Below are 16569 nucleotides of genomic sequence, written 5' to 3' on the forward strand. Positions count from 1 at the left end.
CCCCTGTCGCCGGAGAGCGCGGGTGTTGCCAATATTCTGGAGCCCGGGACTCCCCGATCCGCGCTGTCCGACGTATCAGTGCCGTTTTTCGGTCATCCATCCGACGGCGTGATCAACGGCTTCCCGCATCGGGAAGAACAGCGCCTGACGTCCTCCCAGGTGTCCCTTCCGTTCCATTCCCCAGGTGAACGCGGCGCCGATCGCACCGAAGTCGCTGTCGTCGAGATGGACGTCCTCGTACTCCGTCCATTTCTTACCCCCGTCGGGCTTCCGAACTACACAACGGTAGGTGCGAAGAGGGGCGCCGATCCGGTATTCCGCGAGATGGAATGCGGTGCAGACCTGGTAGGCCACATTGATCAGAAGAACGTGCGCCGCGGCGCGGTAGAGCGCGCCCAGGGGGGATTCCTCACCCAGGTGGCAGTCGGGGGCATGATCGGTGAGCAATTCCGCCGCCCGGCGGCCGAGCGCGGCGAACGAGGTCTGGGGGTGGGTGGAGCGTACGGCTCCGGGGGTGGTGCGGATCGCCTCGGCCAGCCGCCCCACACCCTGGCTCGGGGTGGTGGCGGGGTCGAAGGGGGGCATGGCCCGGCGGAACTCCCGTACCTCGGCCGGGGTCAGTCCGGCCACCAGGGCGCGATGGGCGTCGGAGGTGTCGGAGTTGGCCGCGGTGAAGGCCGGGGTGACCAGGGTGCCCTCGGGGCCCAGCGCCTCCAGGAGGGCGTCGCGGAGGGTGTCCGAACGTACTCCGGTGCCGTGCAGGGAGGCGTGCACCAGCAGGATCATGCCCGGCTCGACCCCGAGGGCGCGCAGGGCGCGGGCCAGGCGTGCGCGGTCGCGCGTACCGTCGGTCGCCGTGCTTCCCGCTGTCCGGATGCCGCCCCTGGGGACGGCCGGGCAGGGGCCGGCGGGCGGGCGGGCCGACGCCGGTGCCGCCGTTCTCCCCGGTCCGCGCCCGGCGGGCGGCCCCGGGTCAGCCATGTCCGCGGGGGGCGGGGGTACGGGCGGGGGTACGGGCCGTCAGTCCGGCGCGGAGGGTACGCACCAGGCGGCGCCCGGCGACGGAGAGTTCGGGGGCGTGGTCGAGGGCGGCGAGGGCCGCTTCGGCCTCGGCTCCTGCGTGCGGGAGCAGGGGGGCGACCGCCGCCCGCTCCACCGCGCCCGCCAGCAGTTCGGACACCGGGACCTCCGCCTCCTCCCAGGGGGCCGGATAGCGCCACCGGCCGTCCCGGGCGTACAGGTCGCACACATCGAGCAACGCGTCCAGCCGGGCCAGCCCCACTCCGCGCAGGAGCAGGGCGGCCAGCTCACCGGGGGTGTCGGGGAGCGCGATCCCCAGTGCTCCATAACCGTGCCCGCGCCGGGCGCCGCCACGCGCGGACCTTTGGCCAAAGAGGACCGGCTCCCCGGGGGCGGGGGGTGCCAGTGGGGTGAGGGTGGTGAACATCCCGGCGGCCTCGGCGGCCGCCCCGGGGGCGGCGCGGGCCAGCAGCGCCCAGGCGGCGGTGAGCCGGGCGTCCCACTGCTCCGCCTCGGCGGCGGTGAGCCGGGGGCGGGCCGGGGAGGCGAAACAGTCCCGGTGGGGGTCGAGATCGTCGAGCCGGAGCGCCGGGACCCCGGCCCGGCCGCCGATCACCCGGACGGGCTCCCAGCCGTCGCCCTCGGCGGTGAGCACCACCCGGCGGGGCGGGGCCCCGTCCACGGTGACCGAAAAGCCCCCGTCGCGGGCGCACACCCGGGCCGTTCCCCGCCCGTCGGGCGCCCCGGCGGCGCCCAGGCGCAGCCGCCCGAGCGCGGGCAGCCGGAGCACGCCGTCGCGGTAGGGCACCGGGACGGGGGTGGGGTCGCCGGCCCGGATCAGGGCGGCGGCGAGGTGCGCGGCGAGGACACCGGCCGGCGCCCCCACCGGATCGGGTACCCCGGGGGCTTCGGTGCCCGCCCCGGGATCCGTGAGGGCGGTGAGGGTGTCCCTGAGCCAGGTGTGGGTGTACGGGTGGCCGCAGAGCAGATCGAGCGGCCCGCCGTCGGTGTCCAGGGCGAGGGCGAGCCCCCAGGCCCGCTCCCACCGGGCGTCGGCCCCGCCCCGCCCCGTCAGCTCCCGGTGGAGCAGGGCGAGCAGGGTCCGGGTCAGCTCCCGGTGGTCGTCCCGGAGCGCCCCGGGATCGGTGACGGCGGCGGGGACGAGCCCGGGGGCGGCCCGCCGCTCGACGCCCCGGATCAGCGCCTCCAGATCGGCGCAGTAGACGGAGGGCCGGTCGAAGCCATGGGCGGCGCCGTAGCGGTGGGTGTAGAGGCCGCCGCCGCAGGAGAGGACCACCGGACAGCGGCGGCAGTCGGCGCTGACCCCGTCGAGTCCGCGCTGCCGGGCCCGTACCCCGGGGTGGGCGGCGACCGTGTCGAAGGAGTGGCGGAAGACATCGAACCCGGTGGCGGCGGCGCCGTCGTAGGCGCTCTTGAGGGAGTCGACCTGCTCCAGGGTGCCGTCGGTCTCCACGACCACCAGATCGGTGGGGGCGAGGCCCAGCGACTCGGTGAGGCTGGGGCCGCCCGCGAGGGTGGAGAGGACCGAGGCGAAGAGCCGTACGGGGACGGGCCGGCCCTGCCGGTCCCAGCGGTCGTAGACGGTGAGCAGCCAGTCGGCGTAGGCGGTGGCCGCGCCGCCGGGCCGCTCGGGCGGGGTGTCCCAGGTGGCGTGGGGCAGCAGGAAGTCGATGCGCGGGGGCTCCAGCGCGGCGAGGGCGTCGTACACCGCGACGGGGTCGTTGGCGATGTCGACGGTACAGAGCAGCCCGAGGTAGAGATGGCGCCACCGCTCCTGGCGGAGGAGGGAGACGGCCCGCAGCACGAGGGGGTGGCTGGTGCGGCCGTCGGCGAAGCGCCGGTGCCGGTCGTTGGCGGCGCGGTCCCCGTCGAGGGAGACCCCGACCCGGACCCCGTAGGCGTCGAAGAGTTCGAGATGGCGCGGGCCGAGCTGGAGGCCGTTGGTGTGGATCCGCAGATCGAGCGCGGCCACGCCGTCGAGGGCGGCGGTCAGCTCCTCGCAGACCCGCCGCAGCCGGGCGGTCCCGGCCAGCAGTGGCTCCCCTCCGTGCAGGATCACCGACACGGAGGGCAGGTCATGACGCTTGGCATGCTCGGCCAGTCGCAGAGCGGTCCAGGTGATGGCCTCGTCGGTGATGGCCCGGGGACGGTTACGCCAACTGTGGTCGGCGTGCTCGTAGATATAGCAGTGGTCGCATGCGAGATCGCATCTGCTGTGGACTTTCAGAACGATCTCACGGAATGGGACCAGGGGTCCTTTCATTCCGTCAGTCTAGAGGCAGACTAGAGAGCGGAGTTGAACGTCGAGACGCGTCGGCTCTCACGGTTGACGGGGAGGACACGGGCCAGCTTCTCGGCCGCTTCACCGGTGCTCACATCGAGCAGTCCGAGCGGGACACGGCTGTTCTCGGCAGGGGTGACGGGAGTGGTGTCGGGGGTGTTCATGGGGCCGTCCTTGTGTGTGTTTCCCATGCAGTTCGCCACGCGTCGGGGCGACGGTGGCGGCACGACTTTACTCTTCGGCCCACTCCCGCCGGGGCGGCCCGCGGACAATGCATCCGGCCCGCCTCCGGTATTCCCGGTATTTGCGCAGGCCGGGACCTGACGGGGTGGCGGGTGAGCGCGGCGGGCGGAATTCCGTCCAAAGAGTGAAAGGGCGCGGACACACGACAGAGGGGAGCGGGGAGCGGTACTCCGGGGCCGCCGGACCCCGGCCGCCGGGGCGGCCGGGGCGGGTGCGCACGGGCGGATCGGCAGGGCGGCGGGTGGGCCGGTCAGTAGACGGAGACGCCGTACTGGCTGAGGACCGGAACCACCCGCTGGTAGAAGCTCACCCCGCCGGAGACACAGTTGCCGCTGCCGCCGGAGAGGATGCCCAGGGCCGTCGTACCGGAGTAGAGGGGGGCGCCGCTGTCGCCCGGCTGGGCGCAGATATTGGTCTGGATGAGACCGTAGACGATGTTCCCTCCGCCGTAGTTGACCGTGGCGTTCAGCCCGAGGACGGTGCCGTTGGTGACTCCGGTGGTGGCACCGCGCTTGGAGACCCGCAACCCGATACTGGGGTTGGCCGCCCCCGTGATGTCCACCGTGCCGACGGTTCCGGGCCGGGGCACGGCCGGGTTGTCGTAGCGGATGAGTCCGAAGTCCTGCCCGGGGAAGGTGCCGCCCGCCACCGGGCCGATCGGCACGGTGAGCCCGCCGTCGACGTACCAGGTGGCCGGTGTGGTGGTGCAGTGCCCGGCGGTGAGGATGTAGTACGTGCCGGAGGTGTTGCGGACGTTGAAGCCGGCGGTGCAGGAGCCGCCGGGCCGGTAGATGCGGTCGCCGCCGCTGACGAGTGCGCCGAGGGTGCCGGAGGTGCGCTCGATCCGCAGGGCGCCCGGGAGGCCGTCGGCCGCGGCTCTCAGCCGGGTGAGCCCGGCGGTGTCCACGGTGGAGTCGGCGGTGACGACCACCTGGCGGGCGGCGGTATCGGTGTACCAGGCGGTGCCCGCCACATCGGCGGCGCCCACGGCGTCACCGACGGCGGCGAGGACACCGGGGGTGACGGACCCGGGGGGCGCGGTGGATTCGGCGGGGGCGGCCACGGCGGCGGGGGCGGTCAGGACCGCGGCGGTGACCAGACCGGTCAGGGCCGCGGCGGCCCGTATCCATCGCGCTGTGATGGACCGGCCGGTGGCCCGGCCGGAGACCGGGCGAACGGAAGCGGCGGAAGCGGTGGGGGCGGGGGTGCGTAAGGGGGCGGTGGGCTCGGTCCTCACGTGGTTCTCCTCCCGAGGGGGCCAGGGACCCGCGGGGCGTGCGGGGCCCGTGCGACGCCTGGGGGAAACCGTCCCGTCCACGGCCACTTCCCGCGGCTGACAGGCGCCGTTCGGGAGTATTCGACCGGCCGGGAATCCACGCAAGGGGGCGTCCCGGGCGGTCATCCACGCGAGGGCCCGCTCCCCGTGCCGGAGCCCCCGCCCGGAGCACCGAACCGGAGCGCCCCGGGCAGGGGCGCCCCGGGGCGGGGTCAGTCGGCCCGTACCGCCCGCTCCCCCGTCGGCACCGCGAACGGAAGGGTGTTCCCCGGCGGCGGGAAGGGGCAGATGAAGTGATCGGCGAAGGCGCACGGCGGCAGCAGCGCCCGGTTGAAGTCGACGGTCACCGTGGAGTCCGCCGCCGGGGCCGGGGGCCGCAGAAAGCGGAAGGGATATCCGCCCTGGTCGCGCAGACCGTCGGCGAAGACGGCCCAGAGCGAGCCGTCCTCCTCGACCGCCACCGCCAGGGTGTGCTCCTCCCCCGCCACCGTGAAGACGATCTCGCCATGGAGGCCGAGCCCGCGCTCCCGCCCGTCGGCGTTGGCCACCCGGACGCTGCGCTGGTCCGGGTAGGGCCGGAAGCGGCCCGGCAGCGCCCACTGGGGGTCGTAGTCACCGACCGCGATGCCGGGGAAGGTGACCCGCGCCGGGGCGTCCGGGTCGAAGTCGCGTACCGCCCAGAGCCCTTCGCGCCGCAGGACCACGAGCCTGCGCCCGCCAAGGGCGAGCGGCGCGTCGGGGACGGGGCCCTGGTGGGCGGTGAGCCGTACCTCCCCGTCGACCGGCACCCCCTCCAGGGTGATCCCGTCCTGGGGCGCCGCCGTGAGGACCACCGCGTCCCCCTCGGCCCGCCAGCGGCCCCCGATGCCCGGCAGCCGCCCGCCGGGGTGGTCGTCCAGCCAGTGGGTGCCGGTGAGGGAGAGCGGCCCGTACGGGGCGGTGAGGGTCTTCGCCCGCCGTTCCTGCCAGGTCAGCCAGGTGTGCGGCGGCTGGGCCGCGTCGGCCGTGTGCCGTGCGTCGGTACTCATGCCGTCAACCCTTCCACACCGGCTCGGCGAGTCCGAGATGGGAGCGGAGTGTGGAGCCCTCGTACCCGGTCCGCAGGATGCCGCGCTCCTGGAGCAGCGGCACCACCCGGGCCACGAAGTCGTCGAGTCCGCCGGGGGTGGGCTGGGGCAGCAGCAGGAATCCGTCGGCGGCGCGCTCCCGCAGCAGGACCGCCATCTCGGCGGCGACCTGCTCCGGGGTGCCGACGAAGGTCTGCCGGGCGGTGACCTCGGCGACCGTCTGCCGGCTGGTGAGGCCCTTGCGGCGGGAGAGCGCCCGCAGCCGTTCGGCGACGGCCGGTCCGTCGGCCGTGCGGCCCCCGCACCGGGCGGGCGGGCCGCCGCCGGGGGCCGGGTCGATCTCCGGAAGAGGTCCTTCGGGGTCGTGGCCGGAGAGGTCCCGGCCCCAGATCCGTTCCAGGGCGGCGATGGCCCCGGCCGGGGAGAGCTGTCCCTCCCGGAGCGCGGCGGCCCGCTCCCGGGCGTCGGCGGCGCTGTCGCCGAGGACCACGGTGACCCCCGGCATCACCGTCAGCTCCGCCGGGTCCCGGCCCTGGGCGGCGAACCGCCCCCGGAGATCGGCGGCGAAGGCGCGTGCGGAGGCCAGGGTGCGGTGGCGGGAGAGCACCACATCGGCGGCCTTGGCGGCGAGCTCCCGGCCCGCGTGCGAGCCGCCCGACTGGATCACCACGGGGTGGCCCTGCGGGGAGCGCGCCACGGTGAACTCGCCCGCCACGCTGAAGTGCCGGCCCCGGTGGTCGAGGGGGCGCTGCCGTCCGTCGGGGGTCCAGGAGTCCCACAGGGCACGGGCGGTACGGACGAACTCCTCCGCGCGGGCGTGCTGTTCGGCGTGGTCGGCGCCGCCCTGGCGGCGGTCGGCACCGGCGAACGGGTCCACCGAGGTCACCACGGACCAGGCGGCCCGGCCCCCGCTGAGATGGTCCAGCGAGGCGAGCCGCCGGGCGAGTTCGTACGGCTCATGGCGGCCGAGGTCGACGGCGGCGGCCAGGCCGATCCGCTCGGTGACGGCGGCCAGCGCGCTCAGCACCGTCAGGGGCTCCGGGCGGCCCGTCGCACCGTGGTCATGACCGGTCTCCCGGCCGGTCTCATGGCCAGGGGTGTGCCGCTCCCGGGCCCGTCGCCCGTCCGGGAGGAGGACGAAGTCGAACAGTCCTCGTTCGGCGGTACGGGCGAGGCGGCCGAAGGCGGAGAAGGCGATCCGGCCGGGGTCGCGGTCCCCGGCCGGGACGGCGGTGGCGCGGGCGTCGCGGGCGTCGGGGATGCGCACGGCGAGCCGCAGCCGTCGCTCCGGGGCGGTCACCTGGCCCTCCCGGCGACGGCGGCGGCGGGACGGCGGTCGAGGGGTCGGCGCAGCCCCAGATGCTCCCGCAGGGTGCCGCCGGGGAGGAAGGTACGGAAGAGGCTGCGGTGCTGGAGCAGGGCGACCGTGCCGTTGACGATCCGCTCCATGTCCCGGGCGGGGACGAGGGGGACGAGGTGGAAGCCGTCCACGGCGCCGTCGCGGTGCCAGCCGCCGATCAGCTCGGCGAGTTCGACCGGTCCGCCGCTGAAGTGGGCGGCGCGGGCGGCGGCCCGGGCGCGGGCGTCCGCGCGCGGGAAGGCGGGACAGGGCTCGCCCTCGCCGAGGTCGACGGAGATGGAGAGCAGCACCCTGAGGTCGGCCGGGTCCCGGCCGAGCGCGGCGGCGTCCCGGAGCACGGCGGCCCGCCGCCGCTCGGCCTCCTCCGGGGTGCGGGCCCGGAGGAGGACGACATCGGCGTGGCGGGCGGCGGTGCGGCGGCCCGGTTCCCCGGCGCCGGTGAGGTCCACGACGACGGGTGGTCTGCCCTGGGGCGGGCGGGGCGCGTCCGCTCCCTCGCCCGTCCCGCCGCCGGCCCCGGCGCCGTCCTCCAGTCCGTCCCAGAGCCGGGCGGCCACCTCGGCCGTCTCGCCCGCCTGTCTCCACAGCGCGTCGGCGGAGGGTGCGGGGTGGCGGCCGAAGAGCCGTGCCTCGGCCTGGGTGCCCGACACCCCGACCGCCCAGCCGGCCCGGCCCTGGCTCACCCAGTCGAGGGTGGCGAGCGAGGTGGACACCTGGAAGGGGTCGGTATGGGTGGTGGTGACGGTGGGCACCAGACCGATCCGCGAGGTGAGCGGCGCGACCCGGGCGAGCACGGCGAGCGCGTCGAGACCGGGGCGGGTGAAGGAGTCCCCGAGGGTGACGAAGTCCAGCGCGCCGCGCTCGGCGAGCCGGGCGAGATCGGCGTAGGGGGTGGCGTCGAAGCGTGCCGGTCCGTCGAGCGCGACGGCCAGATGCAGCGGACGGGTGGCGGACATGGAATGCCTTTCCGGGGGGTCGGTCCTGAAGGAAGGAACGGGAACGGCGGGGGTACGGATCAGGGGGTACGGATCAGGAGCACGGCCGGGTACGGGGGCCCGCGCCCCTCCCTCGGGGACACGGCCACCCGTACCCCCGGCGGTCATCCCTCATCGGCCCCCCTCCACCCCGGAACTCCGGACCCGGGCGGGAGCGACCCGGGGCGCCGGGCGGGGCGGGTGACCCGGGTCCGGTCCCGAGCGGGGAGCGGTCGCACGGAGGGCACGCCCCCGGGCCGGGGCGGTGGCGGGCAGGCGCGCGGGACCGGCGGCCGGGGTCCGGCGGGCGCACCCCCCACGGGCGTCATCACGCGATCCGGCCGATCGGCGACGGCCCGGCCGGAGCGCCCCGCGCGGGGCCGCGCGGCCCGGTGCGGGCGGCGGGCCGAGGCGTACGGGCGGCGGGCCGAGGCATGGGGGTGCCCCGGTAAGAGGTGGGGCTCGGGGGATCGGGCTGCGGACGCGGCCATGGCGGGGCTCCGTGGGGACGGGGTCGTCCACGGTCGCCCTCACCGGCTCCGGCTGCCCACCGGCGCGTCACACGCGGGGAGCGCGCCCCTCAGCACGGTCCCCGCCGCCGAGGCTAGGCGGTCCGCACGGCCCGCTGTCAAGGCCGTCCACACTGTGGTCACGGTGTCCAGGCGCGGTTGACGGAGATTCGGATGACTGTTCCACTGGGGCCATGTCGTCACCGCTGCGGCTGGTCAAGCGCTCCCACATCGACCTCGGTCGCGTGTGGTCCGCCTCCTGTTGAGGCTCCCGAGCCGACCCGCCACCGCGTCGCCGGGCCCCTGACGGCCATGACCCTCCGTCACCCGGGCCCGTCCGGCCGCCCCTTCGCCCGTTCCCGTTCCACGGACACCTCCTCGCCCGCGCGCCCTGCCCTCCCCTCGGCAGTACCGCCGTGTACCCCGCCCGCTTCCCCGGGCGGGGTGCGCCGCCGTGCCCGTACCCCGGAACACCCCCCGGCGGAGCGGTCAGTCGCAGGGACAGCAGCAACAGCCGTCGCAGCCACCGCCGGAGCCCCCCGAGCCCCCGGAGCCGCCCCGGCCGCCGCTGTCACAGCAGCCGCCGTCACAGCCCGAGTCGGGGGACTGGCAGGTGTGGCAGCAGCCCTCCCGGCGCTTGCGTGACCAGGGGCCCTCGTACGAACCGGCGCAGCACATCTGGCAGGAGCAGAAGACCCAGGTGAAGGCGGCGCACCCGGCGAGGAAGCCCCGGGGCGGACGCTCGGGCTCCCGGGGCGGCGCGCCGCCCTCCTCATCGGGGGCGGCCCAGCCCATGGAGGCGGTCCGGTGGCCGCAGCCCGCGCCGTCGCCGAAGGCCCGCGCCACCGAGACGGACAGCTCGTGCGCGAGGAGCCGGTGGACCAGCCGGTCGTCGGTGAAGTCGGCGTCGCGCAGGGCGAGCCGGATGCCGTGCACGGCGTCGTCGGCGAGGCGGCGGGCCTCCTCCGGTGAGGTGCCGGTGGCGGTCAGCGGGTTCCAGGCGCCCGCCTCGGCGTCCGCCGTGCGGTCCTCGACCGCGTCCAGCAGATGGGCGAGGCGCCCGAAGAGCCGGCCCGCCTCGGCGAGCGGCGCCGCGTTCCCCGGACGTCCGGCGAGCACCGCGGTGTGCGCGAAGGCCGCCGCGGTGGCGGTCTCGGTGGGCTCGGTGACGGTGAGCAGCGGGGTACCGGGCCCGGCGAGCCGTTCGAGGCCGGCCTGGCGGTCCACCGCGTCCAGCAGGACGGCGGTGTCGAAGCCGAGACCGGCGGCGCCCCGTGTCCCGGCCCCCTCCCAGCGCCGGGCGACCCGGCGGGCCGCGGCGGCCATCGGACGGCGGGCCAGCAGGCCGTCCCGGTCGGCGACATGGTCCCGCATCTTCGCCGAGGCCAGTACCAGCGATACGGCCGCCGCGAGCCGGGCCCCCTCGCCCCGGGCTATCGGCGCGGTGCGCATCGCCCGCAGCGGGCAGGGCCCGGCGGTGCGGCGCCCGTCCGGGGTCCGCTCGGACTGTGCCTCCGTGAGGACGGAGATGATCAGCCCGTCGTAGTTGGTGGCGACCCGGGCGAACTGCCCGTGGTCGGAGCGGAGCGCCAGGCAGAGCCCGCACAGATGGGCCATCCACTCGGTCCTGAGGCCCTGGGTGAGCCGGTGTGTACAGGGCCTGACGATTCCGAACACTGTTCTGTTCCCCCCGTGGACAAACGCGACCGGCACCGGTCGCCACGGCCGGACGGACCGGCGCGGCGGGTGTCGATCGGCTGGTGCGGCAGGCATCGTATCCACCGGATCGTTCACCTGTACGCCCGTCACCTCACCCATCCGGACCGACTTTCATATTTTGTGCGGATCATTCTCCGTAGAGTGGAAGAAACCTGACGAGGTACCACATCTTCTGCACCAGTCCCGTCACGAAAAACCTGCGCGGCGGCTATCCACTTGGCGCGCGATCCGCATGATGGACGACGATGGGGACAGGAAAGACGAAAGACCGCTCGTGAGCGGACCACAGTGGAAGGAGGCGTCCATGGGATCTGTGCGCAAGGCGAGCGCATGGCTGGGTCTCGTCGACAACGACGAGCGCTACTACGCCGACGAGTACGCCGAGTACCCCGAGAGCGGAGAGACGGGAGACGCCTGGGTCACCGACCCCCGGGTGCGGGTCGCCTCCGACTCCGCCCAGGAGGGGGGCCGCAGAATCGCGACGGTCTCCCCGACCTGCTTCCGGGACGCCCGGGGCATCGGCGAACTGTTCCGGGAGGGCATCCCGGTGATCGTCAACCTCACCTCGCTGGAGTCGGCCGACGCCAAGCGTGTGGTGGACTTCGCCGCCGGGCTGACCTTCGGGCTGCGCGGCTCCATCGAGCGGGTGGCGACCCGGGTCTTCCTGCTGAGCCCCGCCCACACCCAGGTCGTCGGCCAGGAGAGCGCCGGACGCCCCCAGGACGGGTTCTACAACCAGAGCTGATCGGGCGCTCCCCCGAGCCCCCCGCCGTCCGCTTTCCGGTACCGCCCCCTCCCCCGAGGGGTCACCGGAAGGCGTCCAGGCCGGTGAGCGCCTTGCCCAGCACCAGCTGGTGCATCTCCACGGTGCCCTCATAGGTGAGCACCGACTCCAGATTGGCCGCATGCCGCATCACGGGGTACTCCAGCGAGATCCCGTTGGCGCCGAGCACCGTGCGCGCGGTACGGCAGATCTCGATGGCCTCCCGTACGTTGTTCAGCTTCCCGAAGCTCACCTGCTCCGGCAGCAGCCGCCCGGCGTCCATCCGTACCCCCAGATGGTGCGCGAGCAGCAGCCCCTTGTGCAGCTCGACCGCCATGTCGGCGAGCTTGGCCTGGGTGAGCTGGAACCCCCCGATCGGCCGGCCGAACTGCTCCCGGGTCCGTGCGTACTCCAGCGCCGAGGCGAAACAGCTGCGCGCCGCGCCCATGGCGCCCCAGACGATGCCGTACCGGGCGTGCGAGAGACAGCTCAGCGGCCCGCGCAGCCCCCGTGCCCCGGGGAGCATCGCGTCGGCGGGCAGCCGTACCCCGTCCAGCACCAGCTCGCTGGTGACACTGGCCCGCAGCGACCACTTGTGGGGGATGTCCACGGCGGAGAAGCCGGGGGTGTCGGTGGGGACGGCGAATCCCCGGATGCCCTCGTCGGTCCGGGCCCAGACCACGGCGACCCCGGCCACCGAGCCATTGGTGATCCACATCTTGCGGCCGGTCAGCACCCAGTCGCCGCCGTCGCGCCGGGCGTGGGTCCGCATCCCCGAGGGATCCGAGCCGTGGTCCGGCTCGGTGAGCGCGAAACAGCCGATGACCTCGCCCGCCGCCATCGCGGGCAGCCACCGCCCGCGCTGCTCGTCGGAGCCGAAGCGGTGCAGGGCGTACATCGCCAGGGAGCCCTGGACGGAGACGAGGGAGCGGATCCCCGAGTCGGCGGCCTCCAGCTCCAGACAGACCAGGCCGTACTGGACCTGGGAGGCGCCCGCGCAGCCGTACCCCTTCAGGGACATCCCGAGCGCGCCGAGGCCGCCCAGCTCGCGCGCCAGCTCCCGGATCCCGGGCAGCTCACCGCGCTCGTACCAGTCGGTGATGTACGGCAGCACCCGGTCCCCGGCCCAGACCCGGACGGCGTCCCGGAAGGCGCGGTCCTCGCCCGTGAGCAGATCGTCGAGGCCGAGGGGGTCCAGCGGGTCGAAGCGGGCGGGGGCGAGGGGCTCCTCGAACAGGGATCCCCCGGGCCCGGACCTGCCGTGCTCCGACCGCCCCGGCCCGGACCTCTCCGGCCCGGACCCCCCTGGCCCGGAGCTCCCCGGCGCCGACCTCCCGGGCTCGGGCTCCCCGGGCTTCCCCGGCTCCGGCTCCCCGGGCTCCGGCTCCCCGGACATGGGCTCTTCGCGCATGGGCGGGCCTCCACCTCCGTACGACGTCGTACCGCGGGGCCCGACGTTACGGCTCAGTGCGCGGTCCGTCCAGACCCGCCCGTCTCGGCCGGGGCGCGCCGCACCACGCCTGTCACCTCGGACGATTCCCGGCTGCCGGGAAGGGCCGGGGCCGGGGCCCGCCGGGCGCCCGCGGCCTGCTCCGGCACCGGGCCCAGGGCCACCCGGGCGGCGGCGCACTCGGCCGGGCCGTCCGGCCCGCCCTCCATCCGGCGGGGCAGCCGCAGCGCGGCGAGCGCCCCGAGCAGCAGCAGCCCGGCGCTGACCAGCAGGGTGACATGGAGCCCGGTGACAAAGGACTGACGGGCCGTGGTCCGCAGCAGCTCCCCCGTGCCCCCGCCGAGACCGTCGGCGATCTGGTACGCCTCCCCGAGCGAGTGGGCGGCCGAGTCGCGCGCGCCCTCCGGCACCCCGGCGACCCCCTGGACGGCGGGGGCGTAGGCCGCGTTCATCACACTGCCCAGCAGGGCGATCCCGATCCCGGCACCGAGCTGGTACGAGGTCTCGCCGATGGCCGCCGCGCCACCCGCCCGCTCCGCCGGGGCCTCGCTGAGCATCGACTCGTACGCCGCGAACAGCGTGGTCTGGAGCCCGAAGCCGAGCAGGACGAAACCGGCGGTGAGCAGCAGCGGCCGGTCCTGCTGGCCCATCGCGGTGAGCAGCAGCACGGCGGCGGCGGTCAGCACGAAGCCCCAGCCGACCATGCACCGCGGGCCCATCCTGCGGAGGGTGTACGAGCCGGTGGCGCCGGCGGCCATGGCGGCGAAGGTCAGGGGCAGCAGCCGCAGCCCGGTCTCCATCGGCCCGAGCCCCAGGATCAGCTGGAGGTACTGGACGGCGATCAGCTCCAGGCCGACCAGGGCGAGCATGGCGAGGACGATGCACCCCACCGAGGTGGAGAAGGCCGGGACGGCGAACATCCGGATGTCGATCAGCGGATGGCGGCGGCTGCGCTGCCGGTGGACGAAGAGGACCAGCAGCAGCGCCCCGGTGAGCAGCGGGCCCGCGGTGAGGTGTTCGAGCGGGGAGTGGCCGACGCCGAGCCGCTTGACGCCGAGGACCACGCCGAGGATGCCGCCCGCCGCCATCAGCGCGCCGAGGACGTCCCAGGGGCCCTCGTAGCCGCCCCGGGACTCCGGCAGCAGCCATCGGCCCAGCGGGAGGATGACCGCCATCAGCGGGATGTTGATCAGGAAGACCGAGCCCCAGTGGAAGTGCTCGATGAGGAAGCCGCCGAGGACCGGTCCGGTGGCGGCGCCGACGGCGGCGACCGCCGTCCAGATGCCGATGGCGGTCGCCCGCTCGCGCCGGTCGGGGAAGACCGTGCGCAGGATGGAGAGGGTGGCGGGCATGATCATCGCGCCGCCGATGCCCAGCAGGGCCCGTGCGGCGATCAGTATCCCGGGGGTGGGCGCGAAGGCGGCGAGGGCGGAGGCGGCGCCGAAGAGGGCATAGCCGAGGAGGAGCACCCGGCGGCGGCCGACCCGGTCGCCGAGGGTGCCGAAGAGGATCAGCAGCGCGGCGCAGATCAGCGGATAGGCGTCCACGATCCAGAGCAGTTCGATGCCGCTGGGGCGCAGGTCCTCGGTGACGGCGGGGACGGCGACATGGAGGACGGTGGCGTCGACGGCGACCAGCAGCAGGCTGACGCAGAGGACCATCAGAACGACCCAGCGGTCCTTGCCGCTGCCCGCCGCACGCAGCCGTGCCGCGGCCGTGGTCGTCCCTGACATGCACTTACCTCCCGTGTCCCCTCGCGCTCGGCGGGCCAGCCGGAGAAGGGGACGGCCCCTCACGGGTGGTCCGGCGTCGACGGGCGAGTGAGCCGTCAGATTACGCGAGGTCCGACCCGGCCCGTGTGGCCCGGCTCTCACAGCTTCCCCGGGAGGGCTGTGGTGTACGCCACCCATGTTTCCGACGGGTAACCCCCGGGTGGACGGGCCGGGGGGAGCGGGCGGGGTCCGGGCCGTCACGGCCCCCGGGGCGGGGCGGTCCCGTGATCACCGGCGTCAAACGTGAGAAAGAATTCATACAGCCGGGTGGAGAACGTCAATTCATGGCCTGGAAAGGTTCCTTCCGCAACAGCCCTGAGCAATAGGACGGATGGCCTCCAGGATTTCCGAGTTGGCCCCGAATAATCCTCCCGGCTGAGACATACTCCACATCACATGGTCATCACAAAGCCGCGGGATCGACCAGGCACCACCCTCACTCCCTGTAACGTCGATTGGGTGCGTACCGACATCTTTGCCCGCTTGGACCGAGAGACGGAACCGCCGAAGATAGAGATCCCGCGGATGAGCCGGACCCGGCTCGCCCTCTTCGGCGGGACAGCCGTGTTCTATCTCGCCATCGTGATCGCCGTGCTGGCGTCGTCCTGGCTGGTCCTGATCGACTGGAAGGTCATGCTCTTCCGGCCCTACCAGCAGTGGCCGGAGCTGCACGCCTTTCTGGACTCCTTCGTGGTGCTCGGCCAGCGCGGCCCGACCGCGGTGATGGTCGCGGCCTGGCTGGGCTGGCGCTCCTGGCGACAGCACACCCTGCGACCGCTGCTGGTGCTCGGCGTCTCGCTGCTGCTCCTCAATACGACCGTCGGCGCGGTCAAGATCGGACTCGGCCGGCTCGGCCCTCACTACGCGACCCAGATCGGCTCGGCCGAGCTGTTCGCGGGCGGGGATATATTTCCCTCGGGGCACACCGCCAACGCGGTGGTGACCTGGGGAATCCTGGCGTATCTGGCCACCACCCCGACGACCCGGCGCTATCTGTCGGCGCTCTCGGCGGCGGTCTCGCTGGGGGTCGGGCTCACCACGGTCTATCTCGGTACGCACTGGCTGAGCGATGTTCTGCTCGGCTGGGCCGCGGGGCTGCTGATCCTGCTGGCGCTGCCCTGGTGCGAGCCGCTGATCGGGCGGGCGGAGGCCTGGATCCTCGGACGCCGGGAGATGTGGCGGGCGAGAAGGCGGCAGGGCGCGCCCTCGCTGCCGGTGGCGGCGGGCGGTCCGCGTCCCGGTGTGCCCACCGCGCAGCGGCCCCCGGTGGAGCAGCCGGCGCAGGCGCCGCGCGGACAGGTCTCGGTGGGAACGCTCGCCGGGGGGCCGGGCTGCCCCGCGGCTCCCGCGGCAGCGCCGAGACCCGGCACCCCCGTGCGCTCGGGGGACCGGCTCACCCAGACGATCCCGCAGCCCGCGATGGGCCCGGCGGGTGCCCGGCAGGTCCGGGCACGGCCGACGGCACGCGGCTGACACGACCGCGTCGGCTCCGGTCCGTCCGGTCACACCGGTCACACCGGTGCGGTCCGTCACTCGTCCGTGGGTACGAGGCCCTGGCTCCCGGCCGGGGCCTCTTTCCGTGGGCCCGCCACCGGCTTCCCGCCGGCCTTCCGTCGACCTTCCGTCGACCTTCCGTCGACCTTCCGTCGATCTTCCGTCGACCTTCCGTCGACCTTCCGTCGACCTTCCGTCGGCCTCCGTCGGCTCTCTGCCAGCTCTCTGCCGCCTTCTGTCAGCCGGGCCAGCAGCGGACGACGGTGCCGCCCTTCACCTCGAAGTTCAGCCGCCCCTCCAGATACTCCAGCGTGATGAGCGCCCCGGGCGGCAGGGAGCGGACGGTGGTCCAGCCGTGCTGCCGGGCGCGCCGCTCGGCGGTGTCGGCGGCGAGGCCGACATAGGACGCGGGGGCCTCGTCGGGGCGCCCCGGCGGGGATGTGGGTGCCATGCGCCCCACCGTAGGCGGCAGCGGACGGTGACGGAAGGCCGGGTCGGCGGAGGGCATCGCCCGCCTGTCGCCCACCCCTGGTCGCGCGTCACACCTACGTCACAGATCCGTACTCCCGCCGGTAGCGCACCACATCACCCGAACGAGCACTTCGACACCCGCCGTACGG

At 74.6% G+C, this 16569-nt stretch carries 13 protein-coding genes; 2 read left to right on the top strand and 11 right to left on the bottom strand.

Annotated elements, in window-relative coordinates; all coding sequences use genetic code 11:
• Positions 1–75 precede the first annotated feature (75 nt).
• The 8 genes from ABT354_RS23730 to ABT354_RS23765 all read right to left on the bottom strand — a co-directional run bounded on the left by ABT354_RS23730 (position 76) and on the right by ABT354_RS23765 (position 10428).
• Complete coding sequence (locus ABT354_RS23730) at positions 76–981, bottom strand: AAC(3) family N-acetyltransferase (RefSeq protein ID WP_502983483.1); 906 nt, start codon at positions 979–981, stop codon at positions 76–78.
• A complete protein-coding gene (gene fxsBH / locus ABT354_RS23735) occupies positions 974–3304 on the bottom strand; it encodes a radical SAM/SPASM protein FxsBH, inactivated beta-hydroxylase extension form (RefSeq protein WP_351497044.1) in 2331 nt (776 codons plus the stop codon). Before fxsBH ends, ABT354_RS23730 begins: the two co-directional genes overlap by 8 nt.
• A gap of 20 nt (positions 3305–3324) precedes the next feature.
• Positions 3325–3486 (bottom strand): FxSxx-COOH-like cyclophane-containing RiPP peptide, encoded by a 162-nt coding sequence (locus ABT354_RS23740; protein WP_351497046.1) that lies wholly within the window; start codon positions 3484–3486, stop codon positions 3325–3327.
• A 329-nt stretch (positions 3487–3815) separates the two neighbouring features.
• Complete coding sequence (locus ABT354_RS23745) at positions 3816–4706, bottom strand: S1 family peptidase (protein ID WP_502983488.1); 891 nt, start codon at positions 4704–4706, stop codon at positions 3816–3818.
• A gap of 347 nt (positions 4707–5053) precedes the next feature.
• On the bottom strand, positions 5054–5869 hold the full coding sequence (locus tag ABT354_RS23750; RefSeq protein WP_351497050.1) for a DUF1684 domain-containing protein: 816 nt from the start codon (positions 5867–5869) through the stop codon (positions 5054–5056).
• Positions 5870–5873: 4 nt separating this feature from the next.
• Positions 5874–7208, bottom strand: coding sequence for an NtaA/DmoA family FMN-dependent monooxygenase (locus ABT354_RS23755; RefSeq protein WP_502983484.1), 1335 nt, complete (start codon positions 7206–7208; stop codon positions 5874–5876).
• Positions 7205–8224, bottom strand: coding sequence for an LLM class flavin-dependent oxidoreductase (locus ABT354_RS23760; protein ID WP_351497052.1), 1020 nt, complete (start codon positions 8222–8224; stop codon positions 7205–7207). The genes ABT354_RS23755 and ABT354_RS23760 overlap by 4 nt, the downstream gene beginning before the upstream one ends.
• A 1016-nt stretch (positions 8225–9240) precedes the next feature.
• The gene (locus tag ABT354_RS23765; protein ID WP_351497054.1) at positions 9241–10428 is read right to left on the bottom strand and encodes a DUF5685 family protein; all 1188 of its coding nucleotides are present in this window, start codon (positions 10426–10428) and stop codon (positions 9241–9243) included.
• Between the two features lie 346 nt (positions 10429–10774).
• Between ABT354_RS23765 and ABT354_RS23770 the strand changes: the two genes are divergently transcribed.
• Positions 10775–11215, top strand: coding sequence for a cell division protein SepF (locus tag ABT354_RS23770; RefSeq protein WP_351497055.1), 441 nt, complete (start codon positions 10775–10777; stop codon positions 11213–11215).
• A 61-nt stretch (positions 11216–11276) separates the two neighbouring features.
• On the opposite strand, the gene ABT354_RS23775 is transcribed toward ABT354_RS23770, so the two are convergent.
• Together ABT354_RS23775 and ABT354_RS23780 are read right to left on the bottom strand one after the other, a co-directional pair.
• Positions 11277–12470 carry an acyl-CoA dehydrogenase family protein gene (locus ABT354_RS23775; RefSeq protein ID WP_351497134.1) on the bottom strand — a complete coding sequence of 398 codons (1194 nt, stop codon included), beginning with the start codon at positions 12468–12470 and terminating at the stop codon, positions 11277–11279.
• Positions 12471–12697: 227 nt separating this feature from the next.
• Positions 12698–14416, bottom strand: coding sequence for an MFS transporter (locus ABT354_RS23780; RefSeq protein ID WP_351497057.1), 1719 nt, complete (start codon positions 14414–14416; stop codon positions 12698–12700).
• A gap of 498 nt (positions 14417–14914) precedes the next feature.
• Between ABT354_RS23780 and ABT354_RS23785 the strand changes: the two genes are divergently transcribed.
• Positions 14915–15928, top strand: a complete 1014-nt coding sequence (locus ABT354_RS23785; RefSeq protein WP_351497059.1) for a phosphatase PAP2 family protein — start codon at positions 14915–14917, stop codon at positions 15926–15928.
• A 259-nt stretch (positions 15929–16187) separates the two neighbouring features.
• Here the strand turns inward: ABT354_RS23785 and ABT354_RS23790 are convergent, their stop codons facing one another.
• Complete coding sequence (locus tag ABT354_RS23790) at positions 16188–16400, bottom strand: I78 family peptidase inhibitor (RefSeq protein WP_351497061.1); 213 nt, start codon at positions 16398–16400, stop codon at positions 16188–16190.
• Positions 16401–16569: the final 169 nt, after the last annotated feature.

It is taken from the genome of Streptomyces sp. NPDC000594, from assembly GCF_040299965.1.
Classification (GTDB): domain Bacteria; phylum Actinomycetota; class Actinomycetes; order Streptomycetales; family Streptomycetaceae; genus Streptomyces.